Annotated in this window: 23 protein-coding genes and 1 other annotated feature; of the genes, 20 read left to right on the top strand and 3 right to left on the bottom strand. The window is 37.1% G+C overall.

Going from position 1 to position 22,463, the window contains the following annotated elements; all coding sequences use genetic code 11:
* Positions 1 to 35: 35 nt before the first annotated feature.
* Positions 36 to 836, bottom strand: a complete 801-nt coding sequence (gene proB, locus IGJ93_RS12210; RefSeq protein ID WP_067484580.1) for a glutamate 5-kinase — start codon at positions 834 to 836, stop codon at positions 36 to 38.
* Between the two features lie 239 nt (positions 837 to 1,075).
* Between proB and IGJ93_RS12205 the strand changes: the two genes are divergently transcribed.
* The 12 genes from IGJ93_RS12205 to IGJ93_RS12150 all read left to right on the top strand — a co-directional run bounded on the left by IGJ93_RS12205 (position 1,076) and on the right by IGJ93_RS12150 (position 11,378).
* Positions 1,076 to 1,609, top strand: coding sequence for a dUTP diphosphatase (locus IGJ93_RS12205; protein ID WP_071869011.1), 534 nt, complete (start codon positions 1,076 to 1,078; stop codon positions 1,607 to 1,609).
* Positions 1,610 to 1,649: 40 nt separating this feature from the next.
* Positions 1,650 to 3,023 (top strand): DNA repair protein RadA, encoded by a 1,374-nt coding sequence (gene radA / locus IGJ93_RS12200; RefSeq protein WP_067484585.1) that lies wholly within the window; start codon positions 1,650 to 1,652, stop codon positions 3,021 to 3,023.
* Between the two features lie 29 nt (positions 3,024 to 3,052).
* Positions 3,053 to 4,204 (top strand): PIN/TRAM domain-containing protein, encoded by a 1,152-nt coding sequence (locus tag IGJ93_RS12195; RefSeq protein ID WP_067484588.1) that lies wholly within the window; start codon positions 3,053 to 3,055, stop codon positions 4,202 to 4,204.
* Between the two features lie 175 nt (positions 4,205 to 4,379).
* Complete coding sequence (gene gltX / locus IGJ93_RS12190; protein ID WP_067484591.1) at positions 4,380 to 5,840, top strand: glutamate--tRNA ligase; 1,461 nt, start codon at positions 4,380 to 4,382, stop codon at positions 5,838 to 5,840.
* Positions 5,837 to 6,048: a binding site (T-box leader), on the top strand. It overlaps the preceding gene by 4 nt.
* 79 nt (positions 6,049 to 6,127) lie before the next feature.
* The gene (gene epsC / locus IGJ93_RS12185) at positions 6,128 to 6,664 is read left to right on the top strand and encodes a serine O-acetyltransferase EpsC (protein WP_067484593.1); all 537 of its coding nucleotides are present in this window, start codon (positions 6,128 to 6,130) and stop codon (positions 6,662 to 6,664) included.
* Entirely contained in the window at positions 6,661 to 8,073 is a 1,413-nt protein-coding gene (gene cysS, locus IGJ93_RS12180) for a cysteine--tRNA ligase (RefSeq protein ID WP_067484595.1), read from the top strand. Before epsC ends, cysS begins: the two co-directional genes overlap by 4 nt.
* A complete protein-coding gene (locus IGJ93_RS12175) occupies positions 8,070 to 8,465 on the top strand; it encodes a Mini-ribonuclease 3 (RefSeq protein WP_067484597.1) in 396 nt (131 codons plus the stop codon). The genes cysS and IGJ93_RS12175 overlap by 4 nt, the downstream gene beginning before the upstream one ends.
* On the top strand, positions 8,458 to 9,315 hold the full coding sequence (gene rlmB, locus IGJ93_RS12170) for a 23S rRNA (guanosine(2251)-2'-O)-methyltransferase RlmB (RefSeq protein WP_067484599.1): 858 nt from the start codon (positions 8,458 to 8,460) through the stop codon (positions 9,313 to 9,315). Before IGJ93_RS12175 ends, rlmB begins: the two co-directional genes overlap by 8 nt.
* 4 nt (positions 9,316 to 9,319) lie before the next feature.
* A complete protein-coding gene (locus tag IGJ93_RS12165; RefSeq protein ID WP_067484601.1) occupies positions 9,320 to 9,850 on the top strand; it encodes an NYN domain-containing protein in 531 nt (176 codons plus the stop codon).
* Positions 9,851 to 9,925: 75 nt separating this feature from the next.
* Positions 9,926 to 10,507, top strand: coding sequence for a sigma-70 family RNA polymerase sigma factor (locus IGJ93_RS12160; RefSeq protein WP_067484603.1), 582 nt, complete (start codon positions 9,926 to 9,928; stop codon positions 10,505 to 10,507).
* A gap of 107 nt (positions 10,508 to 10,614) precedes the next feature.
* On the top strand, positions 10,615 to 10,860 hold the full coding sequence (locus tag IGJ93_RS12155) for a Veg family protein (protein WP_067484607.1): 246 nt from the start codon (positions 10,615 to 10,617) through the stop codon (positions 10,858 to 10,860).
* Positions 10,861 to 10,946: 86 nt separating this feature from the next.
* Positions 10,947 to 11,378: a GNAT family N-acetyltransferase gene (locus tag IGJ93_RS12150; RefSeq protein WP_067484610.1), complete on the top strand. Its 432-nt coding sequence runs from the start codon at positions 10,947 to 10,949 to the stop codon at positions 11,376 to 11,378.
* Between the two features lie 39 nt (positions 11,379 to 11,417).
* Here the strand turns inward: IGJ93_RS12150 and mscL are convergent, their stop codons facing one another.
* A complete protein-coding gene (mscL, locus tag IGJ93_RS12145; RefSeq protein WP_067484613.1) occupies positions 11,418 to 11,879 on the bottom strand; it encodes a large conductance mechanosensitive channel protein MscL in 462 nt (153 codons plus the stop codon).
* 151 nt (positions 11,880 to 12,030) lie between these two features.
* Here mscL and yfmF point away from each other — a divergent pair, with 151 nt between their 5' ends.
* The 8 genes from yfmF (at position 12,031) to rny (ending at position 21,496) form a co-directional block, all read left to right on the top strand.
* Entirely contained in the window at positions 12,031 to 13,299 is a 1,269-nt protein-coding gene (gene yfmF / locus IGJ93_RS12140; RefSeq protein ID WP_067484616.1) for an EF-P 5-aminopentanol modification-associated protein YfmF, read from the top strand.
* Positions 13,292 to 14,584: an EF-P 5-aminopentanol modification-associated protein YfmH gene (yfmH, locus tag IGJ93_RS12135; protein WP_071869013.1), complete on the top strand. Its 1,293-nt coding sequence runs from the start codon at positions 13,292 to 13,294 to the stop codon at positions 14,582 to 14,584. The genes yfmF and yfmH overlap by 8 nt, the downstream gene beginning before the upstream one ends.
* A 1-nt stretch (position 14,585) precedes the next feature.
* Complete coding sequence (gene ymfI, locus IGJ93_RS12130; RefSeq protein ID WP_071869014.1) at positions 14,586 to 15,311, top strand: elongation factor P 5-aminopentanone reductase; 726 nt, start codon at positions 14,586 to 14,588, stop codon at positions 15,309 to 15,311.
* 22 nt (positions 15,312 to 15,333) lie between these two features.
* Positions 15,334 to 16,218 (top strand): helix-turn-helix domain-containing protein, encoded by an 885-nt coding sequence (locus tag IGJ93_RS12125; protein ID WP_071869015.1) that lies wholly within the window; start codon positions 15,334 to 15,336, stop codon positions 16,216 to 16,218.
* Between the two features lie 154 nt (positions 16,219 to 16,372).
* Positions 16,373 to 16,951, top strand: a complete 579-nt coding sequence (gene pgsA, locus IGJ93_RS12120) for a CDP-diacylglycerol--glycerol-3-phosphate 3-phosphatidyltransferase (RefSeq protein WP_067484631.1) — start codon at positions 16,373 to 16,375, stop codon at positions 16,949 to 16,951.
* A 97-nt stretch (positions 16,952 to 17,048) separates the two neighbouring features.
* On the top strand, positions 17,049 to 18,293 hold the full coding sequence (locus IGJ93_RS12115; protein ID WP_284590949.1) for a competence/damage-inducible protein A: 1,245 nt from the start codon (positions 17,049 to 17,051) through the stop codon (positions 18,291 to 18,293).
* Between the two features lie 104 nt (positions 18,294 to 18,397).
* Positions 18,398 to 19,444, top strand: coding sequence for a recombinase RecA (recA, locus tag IGJ93_RS12110; RefSeq protein ID WP_067484637.1), 1,047 nt, complete (start codon positions 18,398 to 18,400; stop codon positions 19,442 to 19,444).
* Between the two features lie 495 nt (positions 19,445 to 19,939).
* On the top strand, positions 19,940 to 21,496 hold the full coding sequence (gene rny, locus IGJ93_RS12105) for a ribonuclease Y (protein WP_067484639.1): 1,557 nt from the start codon (positions 19,940 to 19,942) through the stop codon (positions 21,494 to 21,496).
* Between the two features lie 42 nt (positions 21,497 to 21,538).
* On the opposite strand, the gene proC is transcribed toward rny, so the two are convergent.
* Entirely contained in the window at positions 21,539 to 22,354 is an 816-nt protein-coding gene (gene proC, locus IGJ93_RS12100) for a pyrroline-5-carboxylate reductase (RefSeq protein ID WP_067484643.1), read from the bottom strand.
* Between the last annotated feature and the right edge of the window lie 109 nt (positions 22,355 to 22,463).

Here is a 22,463-nt window from a genome sequence, read left to right as displayed (position 1 = left end):
TAAAAGTGGGTCGAGTTCTCTCATCAAAAGGTCTTTTAGTTGTGCTTGAAAAAAGTACCGATTTCTTTACCGGCTAAAATATCAAAAATGATTGCTGGATTTTTCCCGTTTGCAAGGACCATAGAGCGGTTTGCATCAAAAATTCGTTTTGCAGCTTGTAATTTGCTGTGCATACCACCTGTTCCAAATGTACTTCCCGCACCACCAGCTTTTGCCATTAAATCGTCATTGATTTCTGTGACCAATGAGTACAGTTCAGCTTGAGCGTTAGTTGAGGGATTGTCAGAATAAAAGCCATCAATATCAGATAAGACAATCAATAAATCCGCCGTAACTAATTGAGTTACGATTGCAGAAAGTTGGTCATTGTCTCCAAATTTTGTCGAATGATCTAACTCATCGACTGCAACGGTGTCGTTTTCATTTACAATGGGGATTGCACCAAGAGCGAGAAGCTGCTCTAAAGTATTGGTTACGTTTTTTCTGCTTTCTGGAAAATCGATTACGTCACGTGTTACTAAAACTTGTGCAGTTTGCTGACCGTAAGTTGCAAACCGTTGATTATAAATATTTATCAACTCACCTTGACCAATCGCGGCGATTGCTTGTTGTTCAGGAATCGTTTGTGGTCTTTGATTCAGATTCATTTTTGTCATTCCGACCCCGACAGCACCAGAGGAAACCAAAATGATTTCTTTTCCGCGATTGCGTAAATCGGTTAAAACAAAAGCAAGTTGATCAATCGCAGCGAGATTTACTTTTCCATTCGGATAAATCAATGTGCTTGTTCCTACCTTGATGATAATTCGTTTTGCTTGAGTTAGTTCTTTGCGCATGAGACACCTCTAATAATTATTTGAATAAATTTTGTATGTAATTTTTTTCTATTCTACTTGTTTTAGTGTCTAAAGTCATGTTTAAAAGAAGAAGTTTTTTTCAATTAAGAAGAAAAAAAGGTCTATCTTTGAAAACTTTTCTACAGGATAACAGAATTTCTTGAAGATTTTGCAAAGAAAGGCCTTTGGTAGTGTGAATATGGTAAAATAAAACATAGTTTATTCTAGGGGGAAGATTCGTGAAAAAAAGAGGTTTTGAAGTTGTTTCTAACTATGCGAGTCAAGAAATCAATTTACCAAAAAGAGCAACACACCACGCTGCAGGATATGATTTTGAAGCTGCGGCAGATATTATTATTCCAAGTATTTGGAAGTCAGGTATAAAAAATGGACTTACTACATTGATAAAATCAATGGGAGAAGAAGCAACAGCAATTGATGAAAAACAATTAAAACCTACTTTGGTGCCAACAGGTATCAAATCCTATATGGGAGAAGATGAATTTTTACAATTAGCTAATCGTTCAAGTAATCCTTTAAAACGGTTTTTGGTTTTAACAAATGGTGTTGGGGTCATTGATAGTGATTACTACAATAATCCAGATAATGAGGGACACATTATGTTCCAGTTTACTAATTTTGGTTTTAAAGATGTGATGATTAAAAAAGGTGAACGAATTGGTCAAGGCATTTTCTTGCCGTTTTTAAAGGCAGATCAAGATGAAACAACAACAAGTCGAGAAGGCGGGTTTGGTTCTTCGAATAAAAACTAAATTGGCCAGAATTTATTAGCTATTTAAAGGAGGCGAGACAATGGCAAAAAAATCAAAGACACAATTTGTTTGTCAAAATTGTGGTTATGTGTCGCCTAAATTTTTGGGACGTTGCCCAAATTGTGGAAAATGGAATACGATGGTCGAAGAGATTGAACAAGATACAAGTGATCGTCGAGTACGCACCAGTTTAACTGGTGAACGAGCAAAGCCTACCAAAATCGACGAAGTAGTCCCTAAAAAAGAGCCTCGTGTACAAACAAAGTTAACAGAGTTAAACCGTGTACTTGGGGGTGGGGTAGTTCCAGGCTCAATGGTATTGATTGGTGGAGATCCGGGGATTGGGAAGTCAACGTTGCTTTTACAGGTATCTCAGCAATTAGCAGCTATTGGGGGAAAAGTTTTATATGTTTCTGGTGAAGAAAGTGCGGAACAAATTAAGCTTCGTGCGGAACGATTAGGAAACATCGATACCGAATTTTATTTATATGCTGAAACAGATATGAATGAAATTAGTCATGCAATTGAACAGCTGAAACCAGACTATGTTATTATCGACTCGATTCAAACAATGACTCAACCAGATATTACAAGTGCGGCTGGTAGTGTTAGCCAGGTAAGGGAAACAACTGCTGAATTGTTGAAAATTGCGAAGACTAATGGTATTGCTATTTTTATTGTTGGACATGTTACTAAAGAAGGCTCGATTGCGGGACCAAGAATGTTGGAGCATATGGTGGATACTGTTTTGTATTTTGAAGGAGAAAAGCATCACAGTTTCCGAATTTTACGTGCGGTGAAAAATCGTTTTGGTTCAACGAATGAGATTGGTATTTTTGAAATGCGTGAACATGGACTAGAAGAAGTATCTAATCCTTCTCAAATCTTTTTGGAAGAACGTTTAGATGGCGCAACTGGCTCAGCAATTGTTGTTGCAATGGAAGGTACTCGTCCAATTTTAGTAGAAATCCAAGCTTTAGTTACACCAACCATGTTTGGAAATGCGAAACGCACGACTACAGGTCTAGATTTTAATCGTGTTTCTTTGATTATGGCAGTTTTGGAAAAACGAGCAGGATTGCTGTTACAAAATCAAGATGCTTACTTAAAAGCGGCTGGTGGAGTAAAATTAAATGAACCAGCAATTGATTTAGCGATTGCGGTAAGTATTGCATCAAGTTATAAAGAAAAAGGAACACAACCAACAGAATGTTTTATTGGCGAAATTGGGCTTACTGGTGAGATCCGACGTGTGAGTCATATTGAACAACGTGTCAAAGAGGTTCAAAAATTAGGATTTACGAAAGTCTATTTGCCAAAAAATAATCTAGGTGGGTGGAAGGCTCCTGTGGGTATTGAAGTTATTGGAGTCGCAACATTAAGCGAAACGCTTAAAAAAGTATTTCAAGCATAAAAATAAAAAAATGAAATGGAGGAACAACTATGCAAAAACGCGTCATTACATTGTTGATGATCATTGCGGGAGCAAGTCTAGGTATTTCTTTTTTACCAGCTGCTTGGCAAGCAATCGGCCAACAAACCAATGGCTGGCTGAACAATACGTTTACTAATAGCCTGTTAGGTGCACTTATTTTCTTTATTTTATCTCTGCTATTAGCAAAACATATTGCTGCTGTGCTGAAACAAGTAGAAGAAAAATTGAGTGAGATTAGTTTAACTTATTTATTGTTTGGAGCAATTGGTACAATTATTGGGTTAACTTTAGGGGTAATTATTTCAACTCCTCTTTACAATATGGAAATTCCATTTGTAAATAGTGTTTTACCCATTCTATTGATGATCTTTTTAGGTTATTTTGGTATGAGAATGGGCACAACTCGAATTGATGAATGGAAGAAAATCTTTGCGCCACGAAACAAGAAAGTGGAACAAGAATTACCAAATCAGTTTGAAAGCCAGTTATTAGAACGTAAATCAGGCGATAATTTCCACAAATATAAAATTTTAGATACGAGTGTTATCATTGACGGTCGAATTTATGATATTGCTAAAACAGGTTTCTTAGAAGGAACGTTAATGATTCCAAATTTTGTTTTATATGAATTGCAATACATCGCAGATTCTGGTGATAGTTTAAAACGAGTTCGTGGACGCCGCGGGCTAGATATTTTAAATGCTTTACAAAAAGAAGAAGGTATCTCTGTTGAAATGTATGATGGAGACTTTGAAGAAATCAGTGAGGTTGATAGTAAACTAATTAAATTAGCTAAACTGTTAGATGGCGTGATTGTTACTAATGATTATAACTTGAATAAGGTCTCTGAGTTTCAAAATGTGCCAGTCTTAAACATCAATGCGTTAGCAAATGCAGTTAAGCCAGTTGTTATTCCTGGTGAGACAATGAATGTTTTAGTCGTAAAAGTCGGAACAGAGCGTCAGCAAGGTGTTGCTTACTTAGATGATGGAACAATGGTTGTCGTTGAAGATGGCCAGCATTATATGAATGAGCATCTTGAAGTTGTCGTAACTAGTGCGTTGCAAACAGCAGCTGGTCGAATGATTTTTGCTAAACCAGCGCATGCAGGTCGGGGTATTGATAACAAAAAAAATTCTGAAACGAAGACAAAATCTTAATTTCATAAATAAAATGAGCCAACTGATGAGGAAATTCAATCGGTTGGCTTTACTATTTGCACTAGAAAAGGTAAAATTTTGCTGAGTGACTTTAAATAAATAATGTTTTTAAGGTCAAAGCTGACGGATTTTTGCTGTTAGTCACATAAGTCTAGTTTGAAAGAAGAGGAAGAAAATGACGAAAGTACGCGTACGCTATGCACCAAGTCCAACAGGGCATTTACATATTGGAAATGCACGAACTGCATTATTCAATTATTTATTTGCTCGCCACAATGATGGAGAATTCATCATCCGTATTGAAGACACTGACCAAAAACGTAACATTGAAGATGGAGAAAAAAGTCAGTTAGAAAATTTAGCTTGGTTAGGAATGGATTGGGACGAGTCTCCTGAAAATCCTGGAGAATATGGTCCTTATCGTCAATCTGAACGTAAAGAAATTTATCAACCACTGATTGATCAATTACTTGCAAGCAATCGAGCTTACAAATGTTACTGTACAGAAGAAGAATTAGAAGCGGAACGTGAAGCACAACGCGCTCGTGGTGAAATGCCTCACTATGGTGGGAAATGTGCAAACTTAACGCCAGAAGAACAAGCTGAAAAAGAAGCTCAAGGGCTAGAGTCAGTTGTTCGTTTCCGTGTGCCACGAAACACAGAATATAAGTTCAACGATATGGTCAAAGGTGAAATTTCATTTGAATCAGATAATATCGGCGGAGACTTCGTCATTCAAAAACGTGATGGCATGCCAACCTATAACTTTGCTGTAGCAGTGGATGATCACTTGATGAAAATTACTCATGTTTTGCGTGGAGATGACCATATTGCAAACACACCAAAACAATTAATGATCTATGAAGCATTTGGTTGGACACCACCAACATTTGGGCACATGACACTGATTATTAACAGCGAAACTGGTAAAAAATTAAGTAAACGTGATGAATCAATCCTTCAATTTATCGAACAATATCGTGAATTAGGTTATTTACCTGATGCAATGTTCAACTTTATTGCATTGCTTGGTTGGTCACCAGTAGGCGAAGAAGAAGTCTTCAGTCAAGAAGAATTAGTGAAAATGTTTGATCCAGAACGTTTGAGCAAATCACCTGCAGCATTTGATGCGAAAAAATTACAATGGGTAAACAACCATTACATGAAAGAAATGGATTTAGCTGAATTAACAGATATGTGTTTACCATATTTGATTGCAGATGGCCGAGTTGAAGAAAATCCTGATGAAAAAACAATTGAATGGGTGAAAAAAATTGTTCAATTATATCAACCACAAATGAGCTATGCTGCGGAAATCGTTGAAGTGTCAGAGTTATTCTTTAATGAACATCCAGTTTTAAATGATGCGGCAAAAGAAGTATTAGCTGGTGAAACAGTTCCAGCTGTTTTGACAGCATTTAAAGCACAGCTAGAAGAAATGGAAGTTGTTGATGCTCCAACAGTTAAAGCAGCTATCAAAGCTGTACAAAAAGAAACTGGTGTTAAGGGCAAAAACTTATTCATGCCAATTCGTGTTGCTGTTTCAGGACAAATGCATGGTCCTGAATTACCAGACACAGTTGAATTATTAGGCCGTGAAAAAGCACTTGCTCATTTAAACCAAGTAATAAAATAAACACGAAGAACAGAAGAAGTAAACAACTAGTTTGTTTTTAGAGAGGCGACGGAAGGTGAAAGTCGTTACAAAGTAGGTGTTGAAATGCCTCTGGGAGTGGTTTTAGCGAACACAAGTAGCTAAAAACGGGTAGCAGACGTTATTTTGCTTCGAGGTAATCTGTTTTGATTATGAAAAAAAGTGGAACCACGCCATTAGCGTCTTTTATTTAAGGAAACTTATTTAAAAGACGCTTTTTATTTATAGTTTTGGTTACATAAATCTGTTATGGAAAGGAGTGAAGGTGAATGAATTGGTTTACGCGAATAATTACTGCTACGAAAAAAAATGATCCTGCTGTACGTTCGACTTTAGAAATTGTTCTAACATATCCAGGATTCCATGCGTTACTTTGGCATCGTCTTTCTCATTTCTTATACCAGCATCGTTTGTATTTATTAGCTAAAATCATTGCCCAATTCTGGCGCTTTTTAACTGGGATTGAAATACATCCTGGTGCACAAATTGGTAAAGGCGTCTTTATTGATCATGGAATGGGCGTAGTGATTGGAGAAACGGCAGAAATTGAAGATGATGTGGTCTTGTTCCATGGTGTGACTTTAGGCGGGACAGGCAAACAAACAGGTAAACGACATCCTACAGTTAAACAGGGCGCGTTGCTCTCTGCAAATGTACAGATTTTAGGTCCAGTGACAATTGGTCGGCATGCAAAAGTCGGAGCAGGGGCAGTGGTACTTAATGATATACCAGATGATGCTACAGCAGTTGGTATTCCGGCAAAAGTTGTTCGGATTAAAGGTGAAAAGATAAGGAGAACAGAATGATAAAAATATATAATACGCTTACTCGAGAGAAAGAAAAATTTGTTCCTATTGTAGAAGGTCAGGTTGGAATGTATGTTTGTGGGCCAACCGTTTATAACTATATCCATATTGGAAATGCGCGGAGTACCATTGCATTTGATACAATTCGTCGTTATTTTGAATATCGCGGCTATCAAGTGAAATATGTTTCGAACTTTACAGATGTGGATGATAAAATCATCCGCGCAGCAAAAGATTTAGGGATCACAGCACCAGAAGTTGCGGATCGCTTTATCCAAGCATTTGAGGAAGATACTAAGGCGTTAAACGTGGAACCAGCAACCTTACATCCAAGAGTAATGGATCATATGCCAGACATTTTATCGTTTATCCAAGTACTGATTGAAAAAGGCTATGCGTATGAAGCGCAAGGTGATGTTTATTATCGGACACGTCGTTTCAAGGATTATGGTCAGTTGAGCGATCAGTCAATTGATGAGCTTGAAATTGGTGCGAGTCAACGAACGGGTGAAGAACAACAGCTGAAAGAAGATCCATTGGATTTTGCTTTATGGAAAAATGCCAAACCGGGAGAAATTTTTTGGGAGTCGCCATGGGGAAATGGTCGTCCAGGCTGGCATATTGAATGCTCTGTTATGGCTACAAAACACTTGGGTGAAACAATTGATATTCATGGTGGTGGACAGGATTTAGAGTTTCCTCATCATGAGAATGAAATTGCCCAAAGTGAGGCCAAAACGGGACAAAAATTTGCAAATTATTGGATGCACAATGGTTATGTAACGATTGGCGAAGAAGATCAAAAAATGAGTAAGTCTCTTGGTAATTTCATTACTGTCCATGAAATGATTCAAACAGTGGATCCACAAGTTTTACGTTTCTTCATGGCAACAACGCAATATCGCCGACCAATTCGTTATAGTGAGGCAACGATAAAGGAAGCTGCAACAAATCTACAACGCTTAAAAAATACGTATGATAACGTTCAATTTCGTAAAGATAGTGCTGCTAGTTCATTGGCAGATGATAGTGACAAAATGGCAGAATTAACTGAGTTAGAAACGCGCTTCATTCAAGAAATGGATGATGATTTCAACGCAGCAAATGGAATCACAGTTGTTTATGAGCTTGCAAAATGGTTAAATACTTATTTGGAACAAGAACAAGTTTCCCTACCAGTTTTAGACCAAGCAATAACTTTATATGCGCAATGGTTAGCGATTTTTGGAATTTTCTTTACTTCCGAAGCGTTACTAGATGAAGACATTGAACAATTGATTGAGGAAAGAAACCAAGCACGCCAAGCGAAAAATTTCGCGCGTAGTGATGAGATTCGGGACTTATTTAAAGAAAAAGGGATCATCCTGGAAGATACACCGCAAGGAACCCGTTGGAGAAGAGAAGTATGAGAGATTACACGCAGCTAAATGGTTTAGCTCTTGCATACGTTGGTGATGCAATTTATGAGATTTATATTCGAGACTACTTGATTGATCAAGGACAAACCAAACCAAATAAATTACACCATACGGCAACAAATTATGTATCTGCTAAAGCACAAGCTTATTTGATTCAAAAAATGTTAGAAGAAAATATTTTAACAGAAACAGAAGATATTTATTATCGTCGCGGTAGAAATGCCAAAAGTCATACAGGTGCTAAAAATGCAGACATCACGACTTATCGAATTGCTACAGGCTTCGAAGCGTTGATGGGGTATTTACATCTAACAAAGCAAACCGAACGAATGGAAGAATTGATTGAATGGTGTATTCAGAAAATAGGTGAAAAAAATGGATAGAAAAAATAATTTTAAAAATAAAAAACGACATACTAACGACTGGAGCAAGCAATCAAAAACATCTCAAAAAAGAACAAAGCAAGAATCAAATCATACGCAAGAAAAAGACGAATCAATTGAAGATAATTTTGTCTTTGGTCATCATGCTGCTGTGGAAGCACTTCAACAAGGACGAGGAAATAAATTGTTTCTCCAAGAAGACGCTCATGGCGAGAAGGTAGATGAGTTAAAAATAATTGCTCGTGACCAAGCAGTTCCCGTGAAATGGGTTCCTAAACAAAAATTGGATACATTAAGTGATCGAGGTGTACACCAAGGTGTGGTGTTGGCTATCACACCTTACGAATACTTATCGTTAGAACAGTTGCTTGAACAAACAAAAACAAAAAAAGAAAATCCTTTCTTTTTGATTTTAGATAGTCTAGAAGATCCTCACAATTTTGGCTCGATTTTGCGAACAGCTGATGCAAGTGGTGTGGACGGCGTAATTATCCCTAAGCATCGCGCAGTAGGAATCACACCAATCGTTACCAAAACGTCTACTGGAGCAGTTGAGCATGTGCCGGTAGCAAGAGTAACTAATTTGATTCAAGCAGCTCAGCAACTAAAAGAAGCTGGTTTTTGGATTTTTGGAACAGACATGTCTGGAACGAATTTTCAGAATTGGAATGCAAAAGGTTCAATTGCATTAGTAATTGGTAATGAAGGGCGCGGTATGAGTCAAGGATTGAAAAAAGAAATGGATGAATTATTGACAATCCCGATGGTAGGGCATGTTCAAAGCCTGAATGCAAGTGTTGCAGCAGGTCTGTTGATGTATCAGGCGTTTTCCCAACGACAGGGGGAGTAAGCTGATGAAGAAACAGTTATTGATTGTCGATGGTTACAATATGATTGGTTCTTGGCCAGAGCTTGTTTTGTTAAAGAAGCAAGACAAAATGGCTGATGCACGTGAAGCCTTGCTTCATCGGTTGTCTAATTATGCAAAATTTGAAGGAATTGAAGTAATTGTGGTTTTCGATGCGCAGCTGGTTCCTGGAATTCAACAAAACTATAAAAAATATCAGCTAGAAGTTGTATTCACCAAAGAAGATGAAACAGCAGATAGTTATATTGAGCGAGTAGCGGGTACGTTGAATGATCGATTGACACAAGTAACAGTTGCTACAAGTGATTTGGCGGAACAATGGGTAGTGTTTTCACAAGGAGCCTTACGAACTTCTGCGTATGAGTTGTATAAAACAATCAAAAAAACAGAAGAAACAATAGCCCAAGAGAATATAAATATGCGTTTTATTGATTTTCGACGTAATTCTCCTTGGAATGATGAACAATTGCATAAATTGTCTAAAAAGTTAGACGATTTAATGAAAAAGGACAGATAACCACGTTATCAGATTAAATAACACGATTTTTGATGCTAATATTCCTCCATAATAGAGATTATGGAGGATTTATTTATGCCTGAGGAGTTATTACGTGCTGCACGCAATGGTGATGAAGAAGCATTTTCTACCCTTTATCAGAAATATTATCCACTTTTATTACGCTTAAAAAATAGTTATTATGTGCGGAATTTTATGAATGAAGATTGGGAGCAAGAAGCACGTGTTGCGTTATATCAAGCATTAAAAACCTATGAAAATAACAAAGGAGTTAGTTTCGGTAGTTATTACAAAAGCGTTATTACTAACCAAATTTATTCGTTATTAAGGAAACAAAACGCATTAAAACGCAGAGATCAAAAAGACGAAGTTTCTATGGAACAGAAAATGGAATCTGAAGGACCAGATTTCTTAGCAGAAGTGACAACTCAAGAACCTGTAGCAGTCCAACAACTGCTGTTGAATGAAGCAATTGAAACATGTGAAATCCATTTTTCAAAAAGAGAAGCGCAAATTTTTCATCATTACATGCAAGGAAGTGATTTTTCCTACATCGCAAAAGATTTATCAATGGATATTCAGCAAGTAATGAGTGGATACAGTCGTGTAAAACAGAAAATCAAGAAGCATTTGAAAGCGTACAGTGAAGAATGCTAGTTAACATTCTTGTTTCAACTGTTTTTTTTTATTGCATTTCTTTTTTTTATATGGTAGACTTGAAAAGTTTTGGACTATCTGTTATAATCGATAACGAGGTGAACTGTATGCCAACAACTTTAGCTACAATCAAGAAAGATTTAGAAGGTCGTATCGGCAGCCAAATCATGTTGGTTGCTCAGACAGGAAGAAAGCGTCAAACAGAACGCCGCGGCGTTTTAACAGAAACCTATCCTTCAGTATTTGTCGTTGACTTAGATCCTGAAGAAAACTCTTTTGAACGAGTGTCTTACAGCTACTCTGATGTATTAACTCGTACAGTAGAGATTGAATTTTTAACAGAAGCAGTTTAAAAGCTGACGGGCCTTATGTGGTTCGTTTGCTTTTTTATTTTTGAACAAGTAATCTATAAAAAGAAAACTTGTTAGGAGGCTACTGAATGAATTACCAAGTGAAAACATTTGATGAATTAACGACAAAAGAATTTTATATGCTAGTAAAAGAAAGAATTGCCGTTTTTGTGGTCGAACAAAATTGTCCATATCAAGAAGTGGATGAAATCGATCCTGAGGCATTGCATACGTTTCTGACAGATGAGCAAGGAAATGTAGCAGCTTACACACGGATTTACAAAGAAGAAGATGCTGTTCATTTTGGTCGAGTCTTGGTAGCCAAGGAACATCGTCAATCGGGATTAGGTAAGCAAATTGTTCAACGGACGTTGGAAGTTATTGAACAAAAGTATCCAAATACGCCAATTATTATTGGTGCACAAGATTATCTACGTTCGTTTTACGAATCATTTGGTTTTAATGCCATTTCCGATGTTTATTTGGAAGATGATATTCCTCATATTGATATGAAAAAATAAAAAAACTTGAAACAACAAAATTTGTTGTTTCAAGTTTTTTTATTTTGTGGTTGATTCGTCTTCTACTTTTGCTTGAAGTGTTGAACGACCATTATCTTCAGCTACTTGTTGTGCCAGTAAATCACGAATGTCACTTAAGTATTGTTCAGCAGTTGGCTCATCAAGAACCTCTTCTTCTGTTTTACGTAAATCTTTTGCACTGTTGGCTGCTTTGACCACTAAGAACAAAACAAAACCTGTAATTAAAAATGTAATAATAGCACTAACAACATTACCAAATGAAAAAGTTACGCCTTTGACAGGTGTGACATCTAATACAGACAATGCTCCGTCCAAATCAGAAGTACCAGTGACAAGAGCAACTATCCAACCAATTAATGGTGTAATCAATCCTTCTACGATTTGATTAACGATTCCCGTGAATGCACTCCCAATAACAACCCCAACAGCTAGGTCGAGCACGTCGCCACGCATAATAAACTCTTTAAATTCTTTAATCATAAAACCCCTACTTTCTTTTTCCTTACCCTTAGTATATCTAAGAATAAAAAAATATAAAAACAATAAACGCTTTTGTTCGCGAAATGCTTGAATATTAACCTTCTATGCTATACTAGAAACAACTGTAACGATAAAAGGAGCACAACGACTTATGACGAATAAATTGGCGGAGGGCGTGAATTTACATGTCCTGCAAACAAAAAAATATAAAACGATTCGAATCTTTATTCGATTTACAACACGTCTTGATCGAGCAGTCATTACGCAACGGTCATTACTGAGCAGTTTGTTAGAAACAAATAGCTTAAACTATCCAGATCAAACACAGCTTAGCGCGAAATTAGCTGAATTATATGGTGCAAGTTTTGGCTGGAATGTAAGCAAAAAAGGAAATTTGCATTGGCTGAACGCAGGCATCAGTTTTGTTAATGGTGATTATGTAAATGACTCAAAGATTCTGCTCCAAGTTGTTGACTTTTTGAAAGAGGTTATTTTTGCACCAAATATTGTGGCGGGGCAGTTCGATAATCAAACGTTTGATTTAGAAAAAAATAATCTGAAAACTTATTTAGAAAGTTTGGACGAAGATAAACAAACCTTAGCTTCATTAGCACTACAACGTCTTTACTTTGAGCAAACAGATGCTCAAAGAATCCCTAGTTTTGGAACAGTAAAAGACTTAAAAGAAATTACAGCAGAGTCACTTGCTACGTATTACCAGAAAGTCTTAGCGGAAGATCAAGTCGACATTTTTGTAATTGGAGATGTGAATGAGACGGAAGTTACTGAAGCAATTCAAACATTACCATTTACTGACCGCGAATTTGTACACCCAGAAATTTTTTATGCGCAACCACAATCAAATGTAATCAAAGAACGCCAAATGCATGAATCTGTTGTACAAGCCAAGTTAAACTTAGCTTATCAAACCAATGTTTATTACAACCAACCTGAGCGTTTTTCATTAATGGTGTTCAATGGTTTGTTTGGTGGGTTTCCGCATTCAAAATTATTTATGAATGTGCGCGAAAAAGAAAGCTTGGCTTACTATGCTTCTAGCAGTGTGGACACGTTCCGTGGATTTATGACTGTTCAAACAGGCATTGATGGGAAAAATCGCGAAAAAGTTTTACATTTGATTCATAAACAATTAGAAAGTTTACGAAATGGAGAAATCACTGACCTTGATTTAGCTCAAACAAAAGCAATGTTGAAAAATCAATACTTGCTATCACTTGATGCACCTCAAGCAGCGATTGAATCGACTTATTTAGATAACTGGCTACCAGAAACCAAATTAACAGATGACGAGTGGCTAGCTCGACTGGAAAGTATCACAATCAAAGATGTTCAAAAAATTGCAGATCAAGTAGAGCTTCAAGCAATTTTCTTTTTAGATGGAGGAAGCATGAATGAATAAAACCGAGTATTCACAAATTAATGAAACGCTTTATCATGAAGTGCTACCAAATGGATTGACCGTTTACTTGTTGCCAAAAAATGAGTATCACAAAACTTATGGCTTATTTAGCACTAATTATGGCTCAATCGATAATGAATTTATTCCTTATGGAGCAACTGAAAAGATAAAGGTACCTGATGGAATTGCCCATTTCTTAGAACACAAATTATTTGAAAAAGAAGACGGAGATGTTTTCCAATTGTTTGGACAACAAGGTGCGTCTGCAAATGCATTTACTAGTTTTACCAAAACAAGTTATTTGTTTTCAACGACGGATCAAGTGGAAAAAAATTTATTGACACTATTGGACTTTGTACAAGCACCCTATTTTACTGAGGAAACAGTCAACAAAGAAAAAGGAATCATTGGACAAGAAATTCAAATGTATGAAGATGATCCTAACTGGCGTCTATTTTTTGGTATTTTGAATAACTTATATCCAAACCATCCTTTACACATTGATATTGCAGGGACGGTTGATAGCATCGACAAAATTACTGCCGATGATCTGTATACTTGTTATCACACGTTTTATCAACCAAGTAATATGGTTTTGTTTTTAGTTGGAAATTTAGATCCAGAGAAACTAATGGAAGTTATTAAAGAAAATCAAATGAGTAAAGAATTTCCACCAGCACAAGAAATCAAGCGATACTTCCCTGAAAATAATGATGAAATTATCGAGGAAAGTCGTCTGAGAGCAGCTGTGACACGTAAAAAATTCGTATTGGGAATTAAAGGTGTTGACGAGTTGCCAGCAGATGGCTATCAATTGATGCGCTATAAAACAGCATTGAATCTCTTATTCCAATTACTGCTAGGAAATACTTCCCAAAACTATTTGAAACTTTACAATGAAGGAATCATTGATGACAGTTTTGGTTTTGAATTTAGTTTAGATCGTGAATTTCATTTTGCTGATTTTAGTGGTGATACGGATGAACCAAAACTTGCTGCGCAGCAAGTACGGAAAATCATTCTTGGTTTTGAGAAAGATCCAGAAGTAAATGAAAAAAATCTTGAATTATTGAAGAAAAAAATGTTAGGGAAATACTTCCAATCACTTAACTCCATTGAGTATATTGCTAACCAATTTACCCAAAGTCTTTATGGTGCGTATACTTTATTTGATTTGCCAGAAGCGATTGAATCAATCCAATTAGCTGATGTATTAGCTGTTGGTTCGGCATTTTTAGTGGCAGAGACGTTTAGTGAGTTTTATATGGAACCACAGGGTGAGTGAGATGCCAACGGCGTTAGTTATGGGAGCTAGTGGGGATATTGGTGAAGCGATTTGTCGTCAGTTGGCGCAAGAGGGCTGGTCATTGTATTGTCACTATCATCGCAATGAAAAAAAAGTATTAAATTTCGTTTTAGACTTGCAAAAATGTTATCCGCTGCAAGATTTTTTTATGGTATCCTTAGACATGTTAAGCATGGAAGAAATACCGAAATTTACACAAGGATTATTTCAAGTTGACAGTGTCATTTTTGCATCAGGATTTACGAAATATGCTTTGTTTAAGGAGTATACGGAATTAGACATGGACCAGCTTTGGCAAATTCATGTGAAATCTCCGCTATTGCTTTTGCAAAGGCTAGAAACAAAACTTGCTCGGTCTGATTATGGCAGAATTGTGTTTATTGGTTCTGTTTACGGGATGCAAGGAAGCAGTATGGAAACAGTTTACAGTGCTGTTAAAGGTGCCCAACAAGCATTTGTTAAAGCATATGCAAAAGAAGTTGCAACATTAGGAATAACGGCCAATGTCATAGCGCCAGGAGCTGTCGCAACAGCGATGAATCAGGACTGGTCTAAGACAGAATTAACGGAATTAAAAGAGGCAATCCCGCTAGGAAGACTAGCTCAGCCAAAAGAAATTGCTGCTGCTGTCACATTTTTATTACAAAAAGAAGCGGCCTATGTCACCGGAATTACACTACCAGTAACGGGTGGTTGGCTAGAATAAAAAGACTGGAGAAGATGAACGAGTGGCTTTTGAAACCATTGGGGAAAAATTACGGCAAGCTCGTCTAAATAAAAAAATATCTTTAGACGAATTACAACAAATTACAAAAATTCAAAAACGTTACCTTGAAGCAATCGATAACGACGAATTCGATCAACTTCCTGGTAAGTTTTATGTACGTGCATTTATTCGTCAGTATGCGCAAGCTGTTGGAGAAGATGGCGATAAACTTGTGGATGTTTTCGATGGAAAAAGAAAATTATCTGATGGCTCAGAAATTAAAAGACCAGAGCCAGAAACTGTGAGTGGTTCACGAAAAGCAATGCACCAAGAAGAATTTAAACCAAGTAAATTTTGGACAAGTCTGCCTGTTGTTTTGTTAGGATTGGTTGCAGTTGCAATCGTGATTGTTGTTGGTTATATGACGTGGCAAGATCGACAAGCGGCACCAATTATTAGTGAAGCGAGCTCATCAATGACAGTCGATGGATCAATTGAGGAAACAAAGCAATCCTCACAATCAAGTGAATCAACGTCAGCACAATCTTCGACAGTTGAATCCACGACTGAAGAAAAGAAGATGACGATTACTGCTGGTACAGATACAACGAATGCAATTGATGTGAACATTATTGATGCAACGGAGCCTTTAACACTGGAATTCACAGCGAAAGATCGTGTGTGGGTAGGTGTGATGGTTAATGGTGCGTATGTTTACCAAGGAACACTTGCAACTGGTGAATCACAGAGTACACAGATTGCTGCTAATGTGCCTAATGCAGTTGTGACAATTGGTGCAGCAAGCAATATTTCAATTAAAGCAAATGGGGAAGATGTTCCAGTGAATGCTGGAGAAAATAATTTAAGTCCCAAAAACGTTAACCTTGCTATCCAATACGCAGAATAATTCAAACAAAACTGCAATAAAAATCCACTCGATTTTTATTGCAGTTTTTCAATAGTAAAATGAATAATTTTTTTCGTGAGTGAAAAAAGTAAGTTATTTCTGTGGAAACTTTAGTGAGACTCACGTAAAATGAACAAGAAAGGAGTGCAATAGTGTGAATTTACCAAATAAATTAACTGTATTAAGAATTTGTATGATTCCAATCTTTATCCTTGTTGTAGGAGTACCTTTGGATTGGGGACAATTGACGGTGGGAACAACAACTGTTGCTGTAACACAGATAGTTGGAGCAATCATTTTTGCAATTGCAAGTATTACGGACTGGCTTGACGGGAAAATTGCTCGTTCTCAAGGTTTAGTAACAAACTTCGGGAAATTTGCCGATCCTTTAGCAGACAAAATGTTAGTTATGACAGCATTTATTATGTTAGTTGGTCAAGATAAAGCACCAGCATGGGTTGTTGCGATTATTGTTTGCCGAGAATTAGCGGTAACAGGTTTACGCCTATTATTAGTTGAACATGGTGAAGTAATGGCAGCTGCATGGCCTGGAAAAGTGAAAACTGCTACTCAAATGGTTGCAATCATTTTGTTGCTTATCAATAACATTCCATTTAACTTGATTGGTCTTCCATTAGATCAAATTATGCTTTATGCATGTTTAGTATTCACAATCTATTCTGGTGTTGATTACTTTGCCAAAAATAGTGCTGTGTTTAAAGGCTCAATGTAATTTCGATAAAAGCTTGGTGACAATTTTGTCCCAAGCTTTTTTTAAATAAAAAAATATTTTCGTTATAGCGTATTAATTATTAGGGAGAGGAAAATTTATGAAAGCAGAGATTATTGCAGTAGGAACAGAGCTACTTCTTGGTCAAGTGGTCAATACAAACGCAACTTTTTTGGCTGAGCAGTTAGCAGATCTTGGTATTGAAGTCTACTATCAGACAGTTGTTGGGGATAACAAACAAAGACTAGATGAGTTGATAGGCTTAGCAGAGTCACGAAGCGAGTTAATTATTTTGTGTGGTGGGTTAGGTCCTACAGAGGATGACTTAACCAAAGAAGTAACCGCTGACCATTTGGGGAAAGGGTTGGTTCAAGATAGAGAAGCCTATCAAAAATTATTAGAGTTTTTTGAAACAACCAAGCGTAAAATGACTGCGAATAATTTACAACAGTCACAAACTATTGAAGGAGGTATTGTTTTACCAAATCGTACAGGGCTAGCTGTTGGGACATTTATCCAAGAAGAATCTCATGCGTATATCCTACTCCCTGGGCCACCAAGTGAACTGAAACCAATGTTCATTGAGCAAGTGCGTCCATTATTGATCGAAAAATTTCCTTCAAAAGAAAAATTAATTTCACGCGTCTTACGTTTTTATGGCATTGGTGAATCACGATTAGTTACAGAACTAGCCGAACTAATCTCAACACAAATCAATCCGACGATTGCACCCTATGCGAAACCCAATGAAGTTACCTTACGTTTAACGGTTAAAACCAATGATATTCATGCCGGTAATCAAGCATTGCTTGCACTGGAAGAAAAAATTCAGGAACGGGTGGGCAAATATTTTTATGGCTATGGAGATGATAATTCGTTAGAAAAAGTTGTGGTCGATTTGCTAAAAGAAAGAGGGAAAACAGTAACTGCTGCTGAAAGTTTAACTGCAGGAGAGTTTCAAGCAACATTAGGAAAACTTTCCGGTGTTTCTGAAGTTTTTCCTGGAGGATTCGTGACATACTCAGAAGAAACAAAAGCCGATTTTTTAAACATCGATCCGCAATTTCTGGAAAAATATGGAACTGTGAGTCAAGAGTGTGCCGAAAAAATGGCTGAGCAAGCAAGAAAGTTAGCGAAAACAGACTATGCGGTATCGTTTACAGGCGTTGCAGGACCAGGTATGCTTGAAAACCAAGCCGTCGGAACAGTTTGGATTGCTGTAGCTTCAGCTGAGGAAGTAAGTGCAACTAAGTTTCAATTTACGCGCGGACGTGAAGCAATTCGTCGCAACTCGGTAATGGAAGGTCTGAATATGTTACGTAAGCGGATTTTAAGAAAAAAATAAAATGCGAATATTTGTTCGGTTTTTCTTGCTTTTTAATTCTAAAACCGCTATGATAATTGTATTGAAATGACGTTGTTAATGTGAATATAAGGAGGATTATCGTATTGGCAGATGATCGTAAAGCGGCCTTAGATGCTGCGTTAAAGAAAATTGAAAAAAGTTATGGTAAAGGTTCTATTATGAAATTGGGCGAGAAAATCGACCAACAAATCTCAACAATTCCAAGTGGTTCACTTGCTTTAGATGTAGCATTGGGAGTAGGTGGTTATCCACGAGGAAGAATCATCGAAGTTTACGGGCCAGAAAGTTCTGGTAAAACAACGGTTGCACTTCATGCAATTGCCGAAGTACAAAAAAATGGTGGAACAGCAGCCTTTATTGATGCTGAACACGCATTGGATCCTCAATATGCCCAAAAATTAGGCGTTAATATCGATGAATTGTTGTTATCACAACCAGATACAGGTGAACAAGGATTAGAGATTGCTGATGCATTGGTTTCAAGTGGTGCAGTAGATATCGTTGTTGTCGATTCAGTAGCAGCGTTAGTTCCACGAGCAGAAATTGATGGTGAAATGGGTGACGCTCACGTTGGATTACAAGCTCGTTTGATGTCCCAAGCTTTGCGTAAATTATCAGGTTCAATTAATAAAACAAAAACAATTGCGATTTTTATCAACCAAATTCGTGAAAAAGTAGGCGTAATGTTTGGTAACCCAGAAGTAACACCTGGGGGACGTGCATTGAAGTTCTATGCAACGATTCGTTTAGAAGTACGTCGTGCAGAACAATTGAAACAAGGGACAGATATTGTCGGAAACCGTACGAAAATTAAGGTAGTTAAAAACAAAGTTGCACCACCATTTAAAGTAGCAGAAGTTGATGTAATGTATGGACTAGGAATCTCACAAGAGGGAGAACTACTTGATATGGCGGTAGAAAAAGATATCGTTGATAAAAGTGGTGCTTGGTATTCATATAAAGAAGATCGTATCGGCCAAGGGCGCGAAAATGCAAAAATTTATATGTCTACTCACCCAGAAATGATGAATGAAATTTCTGGCTTGGTTCGCGAAGCTTATGGAATTGGTGAAGGTATTGAAACAGAGGAAAAACCTGAACAGGAAGAATTACCTTTAACAGAAGAATAATGAATTTGATTTTCAAAGGTCGGGACAAACTGTCTCGACCTTTTTTGTCGAGGGTGAAACTAGAAGTTAGAGTCTTCATCAAGAGTATCAAGAGTAAGAGGTTTTCTCAAAAATAAAAGAACATTTGTAATCGTTAATTTATATTTATAGGACAATTTGCATTCGGATATAACAGTTGCGGTTATCTAGTTCAACGGAAATAATCGAAAACTTGACTTTTATCTGTGAAAAGAAAAAAGGATTAAGTCTAGCGAATAAACCAAGTGCTATCAAGACCTCTTTCTGTTGACAATGATAAAAAACCACCGTTTAATATAAATTTAGAAAGCAGTTTCTTTGTTTATTTAAAGTTGACACTAAGGGGTACAAACATTAGAATAAACTTGTGTACTTTTTGTGCACATATGCAAGTAGGCATATTGATAAGATTAAAATAGTTTATCAGAAAAACTACGTGATTGATAAAATGAAAAAGATAGTATGGAGGTGGATTTTATGGTATTCAACATTCTCCTCGCTATCATCGGTTTAATTGTCGGTCTTGGTTTAGGGTTGGTCGTTGCGAAGTCACGTCACGAAAAAGAGATAGCTGGTGCAAAAACATCAGCTGTGGGTATTATCGACAGTGCAAAGAAAGAAGCAGAGACTCTAAAAAAAGAAGCATTGTTGGAAGCTAAGGAAGAAAATCAGAAATATCGTTCTGAAGTTGAAAGTGAGCTGAGAGAAAGCAAATTAGAATTAAAATCTCAAGAAAATCGATTGATTCAACGTGAACAAACATTGAATCGTAAAGATGACTCATTGGAAAAACGTGAGAACTCACTTGAAAGCAAAGAAGAAATACTTAGTTCAAAACAGCAATTAATTGAAGAGCGAGAACAAGACGTTGAAAAATTGATTGAAGATCAACAAAAAGAGTTAGAGAAAATTGCTGGTTTATCTAAAGAAGATGCAAAGGATGTTATCATGAAGTCAACCGAGGAAGAGTTGAATCATGAGTTAACTGTTATGGTGAAAGAATCTGAACAGCGTGCAAAAGAAGAGGCTGATCGTAAAGCGAAGAACTTGCTTTCATTAGCTATTCAACGTTGCGCGGCAGATCAAGTTTCTGAAACCACAGTATCAGTTGTTACTTTGCCAAATGATGAGATGAAAGGTCGCATTATTGGTAGAGAAGGTCGTAACATTCGCACATTAGAAACACTAACAGGAATTGATTTGATTATCGATGACACTCCTGAAGCAGTTGTTCTTTCTGGTTTTGATCCAATTCGGAGAGAAATCGCAAGAATGACGTTGGAAAAATTAATTCAAGATGGGCGTATCCATCCAGCTCGTATTGAAGAAATGGTTGAAAAATCACGTAAAGAAATGGATGAACGTATTCGCGAATATGGAGAAGAGGCTGCGTTTGAAGTTGGTGCACATACACTCCATCCAGATTTAATTAAGATTTTGGGACGGTTACGTTTTAGAACAAGTTATGGTCAAAATGTGTTGAAACATTCAGTGGAAGTTGCTAAACTATCTGGAATTTTAGCTGCAGAATTAGGCGAAGATATCCAATTAGCTAAACGAGCAGGCTTGCTACATGATATTGGGAAAGCACTTGACCATGAAATTGAAGGTTCTCATGTTGAGATTGGTGCAGAATTAGCTGCCAAATACAAAGAAAATCCAGTGGTTATCAATGCGATTGCTTCTCACCATGGTGATGTGGAAGCGACATCGGTTATTTCAGTACTTGTTGCTGCAGCCGATGCTTTATCAGCCGCTCGACCTGGTGCACGAAGCGAATCTTTAGAAAACTATATTCGTCGTCTTCAAAACTTAGAAAATATTTCTAATAGTTTTGCCGGCGTAGATTCAAGTTTTGCTGTACAAGCAGGACGTGAAGTACGTGTAATGGTAAAACCTGAAGAAATTTCTGACTTAGAAGCAGTTCGTTTGGTTAGAGATATTCGTAAGCGAATTGAAGAAGAATTAGATTATCCTGGACACATTAAAGTAACTGTTATTCGCGAAACACGAGCAACAGATTACGCTAAATAAAAAAACGACCAATGACTATTTTAGTCATTGGTCGTTTTTTTATTATTGTTGATTTTTTTGTGCAAGCATTTCTTGATCTTTTTCAATGGTAGTATTGATTCCCTTGATGATTGCTGGAATAAACCCAGCTTCTTCAAGTGCAACGACCCCGGCAACTGTTGTTCCTCCTGGAGAGGAAACTTGGTCAACTAATTCCCAAGGATTTTCATTGCTCTCAAGGAATTTTTCGCACGAACCTAAAATTGCTTTGGCAGAGATTTCAGTGGCTAATTTTTTGGGTAAGCCATTGAACACCCCGGCTCTTCCCATAGCGTCAATGAGCATGTAAACAAACGCAGGAGAACTTCCAGCCAAGCCAATAAAAGCACTAAAATCTGCTTCGGCTAAAGGATAGACGCTCCCGATTGCTTCAAAGATTCGTGTTGCGTGTGCGAATTGTTCTTCGGTAGCAACAGAATTTTTACAAATGGCAGAAACTCCGGCACCAACGCTGACATTGACATTTGGCATGACGCGGATTATCGCAGCTTGCGAGCTATTTAAGGCTGTTTCAAGATCATTTAAAGTTGTGCCAGATGCAATAGAAATAAAAAGAATTTTTTGACTATAGTCTTGTAGTTCATGAAGTACGGTTGAAATAATTTTAGGTTTTACTGCGAGTAGAAGAATGTCTACTTGTTCAGCGACTTCTTGGTTTGTTTGACAAGCAGTGACTCCTGTTTGCTTGGCAAAGGCTTGTGCGTTTTCAAAATGGCCACTCGAAACAAAAATTTCATCTTTTGAAAAAGTTTCTTTTTCAAGTAGCCCACGAATAATTGCTTGTGCCATATTTCCTGTTCCAATAAATCCAATGTTCATTTTATTTCCTCCCTTTTGATTTTAGAATAGCTTTGTTTGTTAGGAATCGCAAGCAACGTGCTAAGCAAAAGTGGAAAATTATAATTAAATAAGCTAACATTAGTGTTAT

The organism is Enterococcus sp. DIV0174, assembly GCF_050529065.1.
In the GTDB taxonomy this organism is placed as follows: Bacteria; Bacillota; Bacilli; order Lactobacillales; family Enterococcaceae; genus Enterococcus_B; species Enterococcus_B thailandicus.
Note: the sequence above shows the minus strand (reverse complement) of the source record. Positions and strands in the feature narration are given on the sequence as shown.